At 37.2% G+C, this 14,084-nt stretch carries 8 protein-coding genes; 4 read left to right on the top strand and 4 right to left on the bottom strand.

Features of this window, described 5'->3' with window-relative positions; translation table 11 throughout:
- Positions 1–802: 802 nt before the first annotated feature.
- Positions 803–2,728, bottom strand: a complete 1,926-nt coding sequence (locus J3U57_RS10300) for an ABC transporter ATP-binding protein (RefSeq protein WP_267344651.1) — start codon at positions 2,726–2,728, stop codon at positions 803–805.
- A 251-nt stretch (positions 2,729–2,979) separates the two neighbouring features.
- The gene (locus tag J3U57_RS10295) at positions 2,980–4,986 is read right to left on the bottom strand and encodes an OPT family oligopeptide transporter (RefSeq protein WP_267333826.1); all 2,007 of its coding nucleotides are present in this window, start codon (positions 4,984–4,986) and stop codon (positions 2,980–2,982) included.
- Positions 4,987–5,224: 238 nt separating this feature from the next.
- Here J3U57_RS10295 and mazG point away from each other — a divergent pair, with 238 nt between their 5' ends.
- The 3 genes from mazG (at position 5,225) to J3U57_RS10280 (ending at position 7,253) form a co-directional block, all read left to right on the top strand.
- The gene (gene mazG, locus J3U57_RS10290; RefSeq protein WP_416379678.1) at positions 5,225–6,031 is read left to right on the top strand and encodes a nucleoside triphosphate pyrophosphohydrolase; all 807 of its coding nucleotides are present in this window, start codon (positions 5,225–5,227) and stop codon (positions 6,029–6,031) included.
- A complete protein-coding gene (locus J3U57_RS10285; RefSeq protein ID WP_065633257.1) occupies positions 6,024–6,464 on the top strand; it encodes a hypothetical protein in 441 nt (146 codons plus the stop codon). The genes mazG and J3U57_RS10285 overlap by 8 nt, the downstream gene beginning before the upstream one ends.
- Positions 6,465–6,560: 96 nt before the next feature.
- Positions 6,561–7,253, top strand: coding sequence for a glutathione S-transferase family protein (locus J3U57_RS10280; protein ID WP_267344649.1), 693 nt, complete (start codon positions 6,561–6,563; stop codon positions 7,251–7,253).
- A 79-nt stretch (positions 7,254–7,332) separates the two neighbouring features.
- Here the strand turns inward: J3U57_RS10280 and J3U57_RS10275 are convergent, their stop codons facing one another.
- Complete coding sequence (locus J3U57_RS10275; RefSeq protein ID WP_267333823.1) at positions 7,333–8,745, bottom strand: FAD-dependent oxidoreductase; 1,413 nt, start codon at positions 8,743–8,745, stop codon at positions 7,333–7,335.
- A 13-nt stretch (positions 8,746–8,758) separates the two neighbouring features.
- Positions 8,759–13,216, bottom strand: a complete 4,458-nt coding sequence (gene gltB / locus J3U57_RS10270) for a glutamate synthase large subunit (protein WP_065633254.1) — start codon at positions 13,214–13,216, stop codon at positions 8,759–8,761.
- A 677-nt stretch (positions 13,217–13,893) separates the two neighbouring features.
- On the opposite strand from gltB, the gene J3U57_RS10265 reads away from it, so the two are divergent.
- A partial coding sequence (locus J3U57_RS10265; RefSeq protein ID WP_267344648.1) for a hypothetical protein occupies positions 13,894–14,084 on the top strand: 191 nt, incomplete at its 3' end.

Below are 14,084 nucleotides of genomic sequence, written 5' to 3'. Positions count from 1 at the left end.
CTAGAATATGCTAAGCATATAATGGTTATAGGTCGAACTTTTTATTATCAATTATTACCCTGACTGTTGTTGTTAGACTTGTGTTATGCCGATGATGGGATGTTACGGAATTTGCTACCAACTATTTAGGTTTATCAAAAACTAATTTTTATGGGTGTGCTAATATTTTCTTAGCACATTATCACTATGATTATATTTCAATTTTAGATTAAAAACTGAAATGCCAAGATCAAATCAAACTTAAATCAACACAGTGTATTGTTGGTATTGACTAGAAACTATTGAGTTGATGACCAAAAAAGCTGAAGATTGCCAAAAATATCATGCCGAAAATATAGTGTGCAGGGTGGCTCAGTATGAGATTTCAGTTAACTGGCATGATCAAATCTTACTTTTAAAAGTTAATTCCATTTAATTTAAAGCCAAAAGACGGCGATGAATTTTATCTAAAAATTCATCGAAAAGGAATGTTGGTATTAGATGAGTAAATTGCCAAGACAAATTCAATAAATTATTTTTAGCAATACAATTTGATTTGTTTAACTATTTCTATTTTTACTAAGGATAAAGTATAAGACTACCTTTCATAAGGCGATCTTATTTTATCTTTTACATCATTTGCTTTTGTATTGGTTGCTTTAGTCAACAGCGACCAAACAAGGATATATTTGTGTGCGAGGTTGCTTTTATTACAATATTCAAAATTAGCCATTTACAATAAAATGCGTTTCAATGTTGCTCTTTAGTAAAGATTATTATGGCTATATGTTAATTAGCAAAAATAAAAGGTCGAAAAACAATATTAAACCTCACAGTTAAAATCTTCTAGTTGCTGCTGTAAATCTAACCATTTCATCTCTGATTCTTCTTGATCACCTTTAAGTTGGCTCTGTTTAAGTAATAATTCGGTTAATTGTGATTTATTTTCTGTTTCGTAAATAGTTGGATCAGCTAATTGTTCTTCAATCGCTTTTAATTGTTTTGTCAGGTGTTCAAGAACTTGCTCTTCTTTTTGCAACAATTTTTTTATTGGCTGCATTTGTGATCTTAATTCCGCTTCACGACGTTTTTGTTCTTTGCGCTCTTGCGAAGAAATATTTTGAACACTATCTTTTTTAGCCGTATCTTGATCGGGTTCAGACTGATTTTCAGCTTTCTGTTCTTCAGCAAGCCATTTTTGGTAGTCATCAAGATCGCCATTAAATGGTTCGACTTTATGATTGTGGACTAAATAAAACTCATCAGTTGTTGAACGTAATAGATGACGATCATGTGATACAACAACTAAAGCTCCTTCAAAATCAATAAGGGCCTCGGTTAGTGCCTGACGCATATCTAAATCTAAATGGTTAGTGGGTTCATCAAGTAACAATAAATTGGGTTTTTGCCAAACAATTAATGCTAACACTAATCGCGCTTTTTCACCGCCTGAAAATGTTTTTACAGGTTCATTGACTTTATCACCATGAAAATCAAAACCACCTAAATAGTTACGCAGTTCTTGTTCTGTTATTTTAGGATCAGCAAGTTTGGTTAGATGCCAAAGTGGCGATTCTTCACCACGCAAATACTCTAACTGATGCTGAGCAAAATAGCCTAATTGAACACCTTTGGCTAAATTAATATGGCCTTCTTTAGGTTGTAGTTCGCCCGCTAATAATTTAATTAAGGTCGACTTACCCGCTCCATTGCGTCCTAATAAACCAATTCTTGAGCCTGGCACAAGATTCAATTTAATTTTTTCAAGGACAATTTTATCTCCATAGCCGGCAACCACTTTATCCATCATCAATAATGGACTTGGTAAAAATTCAGAAGGTTTAAAATTAAAATGGAAAGGATTATCCACATGAGCCGGTGCTATCAGTTCCATTTTTTCTAGCATTTTAATTCGACTTTGCGCTTGTTTCGCTTTGGTTGCTTTAGCTCTAAAACGGTCGATATAACTTTGCAAATGAGCGACTTTCTGTTGTTGGCTTTCGTATAATGATTGTTGTTGTGCCAGTTTTTCTGAGCGCTGTGTTTCAAATGAGGAATAATTGCCTGTGTATTCAAATAATTTCTTTTGTTCGATGTGAATAATTTTATTCACTAGCGGATCTAAAAAATCGCGGTCATGTGAGATTAAAATTAGTGTACCTTGATAATTACTTAACCACTTTTCAAGCCAAATTACAGCATCTAAATCAAGGTGATTGGTCGGTTCGTCCAGTAGCAGTAAATCAGAACGACACATTAACGCTTGTGCCAAATTTAGTCGCATTCGCCAACCGCCCGAATAGGATTTAACCGGTAACAGAAGTTGTTCGTTAGAAAATCCTAAACCATGTAATAGTGTTGCAGCTCTTGCCTGTATTGACCAAGCATCAATGGTATCGAGTTTTTCATGAATAATTGCAATTTGTTCACCATTATTTTCTTGATTAGCAATGGCTAATTTCTGTTCTAATTGGCGATACTCTCGATCCCCATCAATAGCATACTCAATAGCAGGCACATCTAAAGCGGGTGTTTCTTGATTAACCCAAGCAAGTTGCCATTGTGCAGGAATGCTCAAGCTACCACCATCTGCTTGAATTTCACCTTTGATTAGCGAAAATAAGGTGGATTTTCCACAACCATTCTTACCAACTAATCCCACTTTTTGTTTAGGATTAATAGTAGCGGAAGCATTATCTAATAGTAGATTAACACCTCGGCGAATTTGGATGGAATCAAAAATAATCATGATATTGTGATCTATTATTCAAAATAAAATGCGCTATCCTAGCAAAAATTGAAGTTCAAGTAAAATCAAAATAGGATGACCAAGATGGTAATGAGTCCTTATAATCTAACGCCTAAAATTGCACAACAAATTGTTGATATAACCATGAAAATCATTGATTGCAATATCAATGTGAGGGATAGGTAGGTAAGGCTTTCAGATAAATGAAAGCCCTTTATGATTGCTAAAGGGCTTAACGTTATTTAGTTCTATTATGATTGTTTGATTGCTGTTAACGATCGACGAATAAAGTACAAACAGATCGCCACAAATACCGCTAATCCCAAATATTGTGGTAATGTACCTAAGTCAGCCGATATAGCCAGTGGTGCATCACTACCGCCACTGGCAATACTGATAACAATCACTACCGCTAATAACACACCAACTAAACTTTCACCCACAATTAATCCCGAAGCAATTAACGCCGCTTTACGATCAACTTTTTTATATTGCGCTTGAGGATCTAAATTTTGTTTTTTTGCTTTAGCATAAGCGCTACGCTTAATTAACCACGATAGTATGGTGCCCACGAAGATTGGCATAGTAATGGTGGGCGGTAAATAGATACCTAAGCCCACCGCTAGTGCAGGTAAACGGAAGCGACATTTTGATTTTGCTAAAATTAAATCAATGATGATAATCATTGTACCAACCGCCAAACCGATTATAATCATAGTCCAATCAAGTTGATGAGAGAATATTCCTTTGGCGATAGTTGTTATTAAGGTTGCTTGCGGCGCAGCTAACACTTGTGACTGATCCATATCTGCTCGTGGTAATGCCCCAGTAAAACCATATGCGTTATAGAGAATCTCAAGAATAGGTGCGATAACAATAGCACCAACCACACAACCAATGAGTAAAGCAACCTGTTGTTTCCAAGGGGTCGCTTTAACAAGATAGCCTGTTTTAAGATCTTGTAAATTATCATTAGAAATACAAGCAACGGCTAAAACTGAACTGGTAGTAAATAGTGCTAACGCAGTCGCAAAATTGGATCCTTCAACGGAAGCTAACATACCATTGGCTTCACCTAAACCTAATAAGATAAGCGAAATTACAATAGCTGCGACAATGGCAATGCCTGATATTGGACTTGCGGACGAGCCAACTAGTCCAGCCATGTAACCACAAGCGGCAGCAACTAAAAAGCCCATAATAAAAGCAAATAGCACTGCACAAAATACTAATGCCCATGCAACGCCTGTTGATAACCCACTGCCAGAAATAAATGAATAAAAAGTCACGATTAAGATAATTAGTATCCCACCCATTATCAAAAAGATTGATTTAGGCGAGAGATCGCGATCTGTTTCGGCGATATCATTCGCTGAAACATCAGAACGTAAAGTGCTGAATGATATTTTTAAGCCTTCAATAACTGGTTTGATTAATGTTAATAATGTCCATATTGCAGCAATTGCAATTGTACCCGCACCAATGTAGCGAATGTCTTTTGCCCAAAGTCCCATAGCAATTTTAGATAAAGGCTCATTAGTATCATAATCGGTTATAAGACTTAAAATAGGAATACCAAATCCCCAACCAATAATTGTCCCAACTAACACAGCAATACCCGAAATAATACCAATCAAATAACCTGCGCTAAGTAAAGCTAACGAAAAACCCATTGGTAATTGAAAGATTGATTTACCACCGGTAAACCAATAAGAGATACTTTCAGATAGTAATCGAAAACCATTGGTACAAACGCTGACTACAGAAGCGATGACCCCACCGACTAAAATATCTTTCAGCCCTTCATTGGTATCGTTATCCCCTGATTTTGAGCCAGCTTTTAAAATTTCCGCAGCGGCGATTCCTTCGGGATAAGGTAGTGTGCTTTTTACTACCATAACATGACGCAATGGGATTGAAAATAATACGCCCAACATCCCTCCTGCAGCACATATGGCAAAGGTTTGTAAAAACGGAAAACCTTGCCAGTAACCAATCATTAATAATCCCGGTAACACAAAGATAATTGAAGACAGGGTACCCGCTGCTGATGCTTGGGTTTGCACCATATTATTTTCTAAAATGGTTGAGCCAGAAAAAAGCCTCAATATTGCCATAGAAATAACGGCTGCTGGAATAGCAGAAGAAAATGTTAATCCAACTTTTAAACCTAAATAGACATTAGATGCAGTAAAAATAATCGTTATAAAGGCACCTAGAATAGTGCCTCTTAATGTAAGTTCACGTAAGTTATTCATTTTTATTAATGTAATTGATTTATCATACCGACATTATATACTGAAATTTACTTTATTTGTTGTTTATCTGTTTTTGTTTGTCTTATTTGGATTTTTTTTTGCTTGTTAAATTTTTTTTAGTGTAATTGTGCTTGAATTTATTATGAATATTTTGAGTAGTAATAGGCTAGTAATATTAAAAAAATAACTGTTTTATTGTGAATATATTACAATATGCGCTTAGATCAATTTAATTGAGATATCTACCGTGAATGGATTAAAGCGTCTACAAGCTATTACAAAGCAACTTCGTGATCCGATTAATGGTTGTGAATGGGATCGCGTACAGACTTTTACCTCATTAAAGCCTTATACTTTAGAAGAAACTTACGAAGTTTTAGAGGCTATCGATCAACAAGATATGCAAGAACTGAAAAATGAATTAGGCGATCTGTTATTTCAAATTGTTTTTTATGCTGATTTGGCTGACGAACAAAAGGCGTTTAATTTTGATGATATTTGCAATGCGGTTGCTGATAAATTAGTCCGTCGTCATCCACATATCTTTTCAGATAATTCTGCTGCAAAACCCAATTGGGAGCAGCTCAAACAACAAGAGCGTAATGAGCGAGCACAGTTCTCGATACTCGATGATATTCCTAATTCTCTTCCTGCTTTGATGAGAGCTGAGAAAATCCAAAAACGCTGTGCATCTGTTGGTTTTGATTGGTTAGCGTTGCAGCCTGTCTTAGATAAAGTAAAAGAAGAGCTAATTGAAGTCGAGCAAGAGCTAAATAAATCAACACTTGAACAAGAAAAAATTGAAGAAGAATTAGGCGATTTGATTTTTGCAACGGTTAATTTAGCACGTCATTTGAAAGTTAAATCGGAACTTTGCGCGCAAAAAGCAAATAACAAGTTTGTTCGTCGATTTAAACAAGTGGAATCACTATTAAAACAAAAAAATCTGGCTTTAGTTGATGCAACACTTGAACAAATGGAAGACGCGTGGCAAAGTGTTAAGCAATTAGAAAAATCAAATAGCGAAGTAAATAAAAATGACTGAACAAAAAAACGAACTGTATCAAGAAATAGAAGCATGGGCACAAAATGCGATATTACATAGTCCAACATGGAGCATTAATCAGCTTGATTACTCTGAAAAGAGCATCACTGTTGTAGAAATGATTATCAGTGAAATTGCCGAAAAAAACTTTAGTATTCCTGAAGAACAATTAAATATGATTGCTCAAGAGTATGGATGCTATCTATTACTCACCGCACATAAAATATATGGTGGCGAGTTTTATTATAATGAAGAGTTTGAACAACCTATGCTGATTTGCTGTGAACCCGATGCAATGATTGTGCTAATGACCTGGAATAAAGTGAAAGGGCGTTTATTGGGTGATAAAACTGATCATATTGCTTATTTTCTTGATGAGTTTGGTAAAGCGACTTTCCAACCTGAAAAAGGCACGCATGTGGTTTATTTATAACTTCATAAAGTGTATTGTTTAAGATTCTTAATGAAAAGGTTAAGTAAGATTAGCGCCTAAAGCTAAACTTAATCTTTATTCCAAGGATGGCTGAAAATGAATTACACACTTTATATCGGCAATAAAAACTACTCTACGTGGTCTATGCGGCCTTGGGTGGTGATGAAATACTTTGATATTCCCTTTGCTGAAAAATTGGTTAAATTTGATAGTTTTGATGAAGATTCTATATTTAAAACTACGATATCATCCATTTCAAAATTTGGAACTGTTCCGATACTTGTTGATAACGATCTTGTCATTACTGATTCTTTAGCGATTTGTGAATACTTAGCTGAACAGCATCGCAATTTAGCACTATGGCCAACGGATATAAAACGTAGGGCAATGGCTCGTAGCTTAGTTGCAAAAATGCATTCGGGATTTCAAGCGATTCGAAATTATTTACCCATGAATATCGAGGCTGAATTGCCAGAAGTTGGGCAGATAATTTTACGTGATCACCCCGAAGTTAAAAAAGAGCTTTTGTTCTTAGATGATTTATTAACGTCTTTTTTATCTTCTAACAAATCAAATGATCGCTATTTATTTGGTGATTTTAGTATAGCTGATGGATTTTATGCACCTTTATGCTTAAGATTAAAAAATTATCATATTCAGACAAGCTCAACTTTAGCTAATTACATTGAAACGATTTGTTATACTAAAGGTATTCAAGATTGGATAAATGCAGCGTTAAAAGAACACAGTTTTGTCACGATGGATGAACCTTATCGATTACACCGATAATTAAAGATTTTGCTAAAAAATAACCCCACTTAACATTGCGTAAGTGGGGGTAATCTTTGGATTTAATCTAAAAACGCAATCACACTTCTAAATAATCTAAAATTCCTTCTGCTGCTTTGCGTCCTTCGCTAATGGCAGTGACGACTAAGTCAGAGCCTCGTACTGCATCGCCGCCAGCAAAGATTTTGGCATTGGTTGTTTGATAACCTTTCATTTCTGGAGCGATAATCCGTCCTTTATCATCAAAATCAACACCATGTTCGGCTAGCCATGGCATAGCATGGGGTTTAAAGCCAAATGCCATAATTACAGCATCAGCAGGAAGAACAAATTCTGAACCTTCAATAATAACCGGTGAGCGGCGGCCTTTAGCATCTGGTTCACCTAATTCAGTCCTGACCATTTTCACGCCGGTAACGTGTCCGGTATTGCTAATTTCTATACTTAATGGTTGTACATTAAATTGAAATTGTACCCCTTCCTCTTTGGCGTTTTTAACTTCGCGTTTAGAACCCGGCATATTGGCTTCATCCCGACGATAGGCACAAGTCACGTTAGTTGCACCTTGGCGAATTGAAGTGCGGACACAGTCCATCGCTGTATCTCCCCCACCTAATACAACTACACGCTTATTTTTCATGTCGATGTATGGGGTATCTTTAGTTTGTTCATGATGCATTATGTGCTTAGTATTGGCGATCAAAAATGGTAACGCATCATAAACGCCGTTAGCATCTTCATTTTCAAGTCCTGCGCGCATTGATTGATAGGTACCTGTTCCAATAAAAACAGCATCAAACTCATTAAGTAACTCAGATAATTGAACTGTTTTTCCTACTTCGGTATTTAGACGAAACTCAACTCCCATCTCGGTAAAAATTTTACGACGGTTAATTAATACTTCCTTATCCAATTTAAATGCAGGAATACCAAAGGTTAATAGCCCACCAATTTCAGGATGACGATCAAAAACTACCGGTGTTACACCATTACGTACTAAAACATCAGCGCAAGCAAGTCCTGCAGGACCCGCACCAATAATGGCGACTTTTAATCCGGTTTTTTCAACATTAGTTAAGTTAGGTTTCCAGCCCATTTTAAAGGCTTCATCGGTAATATAGCGTTCAATATTACCGATAGTAACAGCGCCAAACTCTGCGTTTAAGGTGCATGATCCTTCACAAAGTCGATCTTGAGGGCAAACACGGCCACAAACTTCCGGTAAACTATTAGTTTGATGAGAGAGTTCAACTGCCTCTAAAATTTTACCTTCGTTAACTAATTTTAGCCAATTCGGAATATAGTTATGCACAGGGCAACGCCATTCACAATATGGGTTACCACAAGCCAAACAGCGATCGGCTTGGGCTTGGGATTGCGCAGGGGAAAATCCTTCGTAAATTTCAACAAATTCTATTTTACGAATATTCAACGGTTTTTTTGGCGGATCGACACGTTGTAAATCGATAAACTGATAAACATTTTGACTCATTTTCGTGCTCTCCTTACTGTGCTTGAACGCGTAGTTCTGCTGATGAACGACTACGATGACCAAGCAGCGCTTTTACATCGCTCGATTTAGGTTTAACTAAAACAAATTGTTTAGCAAAATCTTGCCAATTAGCTAAAATTTCTTCAGCGCGTGATGAGTGAGTAAGTTGAGCATGCTCCATGATTAAGCCTCGTAAGTGCTCTTCATGTATTGAATAATCAGCAACATTTAGCATTTCGACTAACTCTTTATTGATACGTTTATGAAAATCACCGTCAGCATCTAAAATATAGGCAAATCCACCAGTCATACCAGCACCAAAGTTAACCCCAGTTTTACCAAGTACGCAAACAATCCCGCCTGTCATATATTCACAGCCATTATCACCGATGCCTTCAACAACACTGATAGCACCAGAATTACGTACGGCAAAACGTTCACCGGCACGACCTGCGGCAAATAATTTACCGCCAGTTGCACCATATAAACAGGTATTACCGGCAATGGTTGCTTCATGGCTTAAAAATGCCGAACCTTGTGGGGGGCGAATGACTATACGTCCGCCCGCCATGCCTTTACCAACATAGTCATTAGCATCACCTGTAAGGGTTAAATCCACACCACCGGCATTCCATACTCCAAAGCTTTGACCGGCTGTACCATTAAAGTTAAGGTTGATAGGATCGGTCACTAAACCTTGATCGCCATATTTTTTAGCAATATAGCCGGATAAACTTGCTCCAACTGAACGATCGGTATTTTGAATTTCAAAATAGAAACTTTTGCTTTGACGATTATCCACCGCTTCTTGTGCTTGGGTGATGATCGCTTTATTAAGTAGCCCTTTGTCAAACGGTTTATTATCCTCAATACAATATACCGGTTTACCTTCAAGCGGTGTGGCTGTTTTAAGTAATCCTGATAAATCAAGTTTTTGTTGTTTAGCTGTTATGCCATCGAGTTCTAACAGCAAATCAGTACGACCAATTAAGTCGATGATGCGACTAACACCTAGTTCAGCCATAACTTCACGCGTATCACGAGCAATGAAGCGGAAATAATTCATCGCTTTTTCAGGTAATCCATGATAGTGCTCACTTCGTAATTTCTCGTCTTGAGTCGCAACGCCGGTTGCACAATTATTAAGATGGCAAATACGTAAATATTTACAGCCTAAGGCAACCATTGGCCCCGTTCCAAAGCCAAAACTTTCCGCCCCTAAAATAGCGGCTTTTACAATATCAACACCCGTTTTAAGGCCGCCGTCAACTTGTAGGCGTATTTTGTGACGTAAACCATTAGCAACAAGCGATTGTTGCGTTTCAACCAGACCTAATTCCCATGGTGAGCCGGCATATTTAACAGATGTTAATGGGCTGGCTCCGGTACCACCATCGTAACCGGAAATCGTGATTAAATCGGCATAAGCTTTAGCAACCCCTGTTGCAATTGTTCCAACACCCGGTTCCGAAACTAATTTAACTGAAATCATCGCTGTTGGATTGATCTGTTTCAGGTCAAAAATAAGTTGTGCCAAATCTTCAATTGAATAAATATCGTGGTGAGGAGGTGGTGAAATTAATGTTACCCCAGGGACTGAAAAACGCAGTTTAGCAATATAAGGGGTGACTTTATCACCCGGCAATTGCCCACCTTCACCCGGTTTTGCGCCTTGTGCCACTTTAATTTGGATCACATCCGCACTCATTAAATAACCTGGTGTAACGCCAAAGCGACCAGAAGCCACTTGTTTGATGCGTGATACTTTTATACTGTTATAACGAGCAGGATCTTCGCCGCCTTCCCCAGAGTTTGAAAAACCACCTAACGTATTCATTGCGGTTGCAAGAGATTCATGCGCTTCAGGACTTAACGCGCCAATTGACATCGCAGCGGAATCAAAACGTTTAAATAAAGCCTCTTCAGGTTCGACTTCATTAAGTGCAATAGCCCCACTTTCTGGTGGGTTAAGTTTTAATAAATCACGTAATGTAGCAACAGGTCGATTATTAACGATATCGGCATAACGCTTATACTCTTCATAACTGCCATTATTTACAGCTTTTTGTAATGATTGCACCACATCTGGATTATAAGCGTGGTATTCGCCACCATGTACAAATTTGAGTAATCCACCTTGTTCTAATGGTTTACGACGTAACCACGCTTTTTTGGATAGGTTGAATTGGTCTTGAGCAAAATCATCAAAATTAGCACCACTAATTCGGCTTGTGACACCTTGGAAACAGAGTTCTACCACATCCTTATGTAAGCCAACTGCTTCAAACAGTTTAGAGCAACGGTAAGAGGCGACTGTCGAAATGCCCATCTTGGACATGATTTTATATAAACCTTTATTAATCCCGTTACGATAATTAAGTATGGCTTCACGGTAAGTTTTATTAATCGTACCTTTATCAACCATTTGCGCTAAAGTTTCATACGCTAAATATGGATAGATTGCAGTTGCGCCAAAGCCTAGTAAGACAGCAAACTGATGTGGATCTCGACAGCTTGCAGTTTCAACAATAATATTGGCATCGCAACGTAAATTTTTCTCAACTAAACGTTGTTGCACGGCACCAACAGCCATTGGCGCAGGAATGGGTAGGCGATCGGCTGCAATATTTTTATCTGATAGAATCAGCAATACTGTGCCATTTTTTACTTTGGCTTCAGCATCACCACAAAGCTGTTCAATTGCATCACGTAAGCTACCGTCAATTTCATAGGTAATATCAAGCGTTTCTGATTTATAGTATTTTGACTCTAACGTCGTTAACTGCTGAAAATCTGAATACACTAAAACTGGATATTTAAATGCCACACGATGCGCTTGTCCTTCCGCTTCGGCAAACACATTCATTTCACGGCCAATACTGGTAGAAAGTGACATAACGTGCGCTTCACGCAATGGATCGATAGGTGGATTGGTTACTTGCGCAAATTTTTGTCGGAAGTAATCATAAATTAAGCGAGGACGGCTTGATAATACTGCAAATGGCGTATCATCGCCCATAGAGCCTGTTGCTTCTTGACCATTTTCACCTAAAACGCGAATGCATTGATCAAGTTCTTCATTGCTATAACCAAATTGTTTTTGGTAAGTCGCCAGTAATGTATCATCATAATCACGAGAGCCGATATCATCATCAGGAAGATCTTCAACTGGAATCAGACGTTTTACATTCTTAGCCATCCACTCTTTGTATGGGTGACGTTTTTGTAAATCGTTATCGGTTTCGGACGATTGTAAAATGCGACCTTCTTCGGTATCAATCACCAGTAATTCGCCCGGACCAACGCGCCCTTTAGTTACCACTTCATCCGGTTGGTAATCCCAAATACCGATTTCCGATGCGCAGGTAATGAGTTTGTCTGTGGTAATAACATAACGAGCAGGGCGTAGACCGTTACGATCTAAGTTACAAGCAGCATAACGACCATCCGACATAACAATGCCTGCTGGACCATCCCATGGTTCCATATGCATAGAGTTAAAATCAAAAAAGGCACGCAGATCTTCATTCATATCTGGATTGTTTTGCCATGCTGGCGGAACAAGTAAACGCATTGCACGCACTATATCCATCCCACCAACAAGGAATAATTCAAGCATATTATCAAGTGAACTTGAATCTGAACCCGTTACATTCACAAATGGCGCGGCATTTTGTAAGTCAGGTATAAGCGGGGTTTTAAATTTATAAGATCGCGCTTTGGCCCATTGGCGATTGCCCTCAATAGTATTAATTTCACCATTGTGGGCTAAATGTCTAAATGGCTGGGCAAGTGGCCAACGTGGTACAGTATTGGTTGAAAAACGTTGATGGAATAAACAGATTGCTGTTTCCATACGAATATCTGCCAAATCTAAATAGAATCGAGGTAAATCTTTGGGCATGCAAAGACCTTTATAGATATTGACCTGATTTGAAAAACTACAGACATAAAACGTATCATCTTGCACACGTTTTTCTATGCGACGCCTAACCATATATAAACGACGCTCTAAATCAATTTTTGTCCAACCCGCAGGCGCATTAACAAAGACTTGTTCAATTCTTGGTAGTGATGACAGGGCGATTTCACCCAACACACTTTTATCAATTGGTACTTCGCGCCAACCTAAAATTGATAAAGTTTCATCCGCTAACTCTTCTTCAACAATTTCACGACTAGCTTGGGCTTCGGCTTCATCTTGGCTTAAAAATAGCATGCCTACAGCATAATTTGTTGCTAAACGCCATCCGGCATCTTCAGCTACTAGCCTAAAAAATCGATCGGGTTTTTGCATTAAAAGCCCACAGCCATCGCCCGTTTTACCATCAGATAAAATGGCACCACGGTGCTGCATTCTTGCCAATCCGTGAATTGCTGTACGCACCACCTTGTGACTTGGTTGCCCTTCAATATGGGCTATCAAACCAAATCCGCAGTTATCTTTTTCATGATGCTGGTTATATAACATATCATTGCCTCTAAATCATCGCTTTTATATTTTGTGAAGGTATAGGCATTAATCCCATAATGGCTAAGAAATTAAAGAAAAAAGGTATTTTGGTCAAATAAATATTACTTATAAGTCAATCTTTTAATAAGGTCTATCAGAGTTATTAATGAAGCTAATAATTGATTTGTAGCTTGTTGATTATTAAGGTAATGATTAAGTATATGGCTTTTATTCTCAAAAAAAATTATATAATTAATATCAATGATAATTGTTATTTTTGTAAATAAGTTTAACTAAATTTAGATGTTTAAGTATGAAATTATATGAGAATTTAATTATTCTAGACAAAAGTGTTTGTAAAAAAAACTTATCCAGCAGGATTAACTTATTTTTAACCAATTAGTTAATATTATTAAATTAGCTTAATATCGCTTTTTGAATTAAAAATTCAATATAAACAAAGTGATTGCAAATTACTCAAAAATAGGTATTTTGTAATCTAATATAGTGTATTTTTTATGCTTATAACATTTAAATTAATACAGATGCTTTAAATATTTAGCAAAATAATCATCTGATTTAATAAGAAAATAATGCTGAATAATTGTGAATTTAAAGAATGTTAATCATTTAACATATATTTGAATATAACTTTATTCATAAGATCTGAATCTGATAGAGAGGATTATATGGATATGGAAAAAGGAATAGCCACTCTTATTACTCAATATGGTAAAGGTGTGAGTAATGGGCTTAATGGTGCAATCAGCCTTAATCGTTACACATTAACAATAGAAGCCTTAGGCTCAGCAATATCGGTATTAGAGGTAAGCAGTGATGAAGCCCTTAACCAGCCCTGGCATTATCGCATTTCCTTTACAAGTTC

This window comes from Gilliamella sp. B3464, assembly GCF_026536145.1.
Lineage (GTDB): Bacteria > Pseudomonadota > Gammaproteobacteria > Enterobacterales > Orbaceae > Gilliamella.
This window is presented reverse-complemented; position numbering and strand designations above follow the sequence as displayed.

Excerpts from the sequence above, each read along its gene's own strand:
- J3U57_RS10295 (WP_267333826.1), bottom strand. The coding sequence starts at position 4,986 with ATGAATAACTTACGTGAACTTACATTAAGAGGCACTATTCTAGGTGCC.
- gltB (WP_065633254.1), bottom strand. The coding sequence starts at position 13,216 with ATGTTATATAACCAGCATCATGAAAAAGATAACTGCGGATTTGGTTTG.
- J3U57_RS10300 (WP_267344651.1), bottom strand. The coding sequence starts at position 2,728 with ATGATTATTTTTGATTCCATCCAAATTCGCCGAGGTGTTAATCTACTA.
- J3U57_RS10280 (WP_267344649.1), top strand. The coding sequence starts at position 6,561 with ATGAATTACACACTTTATATCGGCAATAAAAACTACTCTACGTGGTCT.
- J3U57_RS10275 (WP_267333823.1), bottom strand. The coding sequence starts at position 8,745 with ATGAGTCAAAATGTTTATCAGTTTATCGATTTACAACGTGTCGATCCG.
- J3U57_RS10285 (WP_065633257.1), top strand. The coding sequence starts at position 6,024 with ATGACTGAACAAAAAAACGAACTGTATCAAGAAATAGAAGCATGGGCA.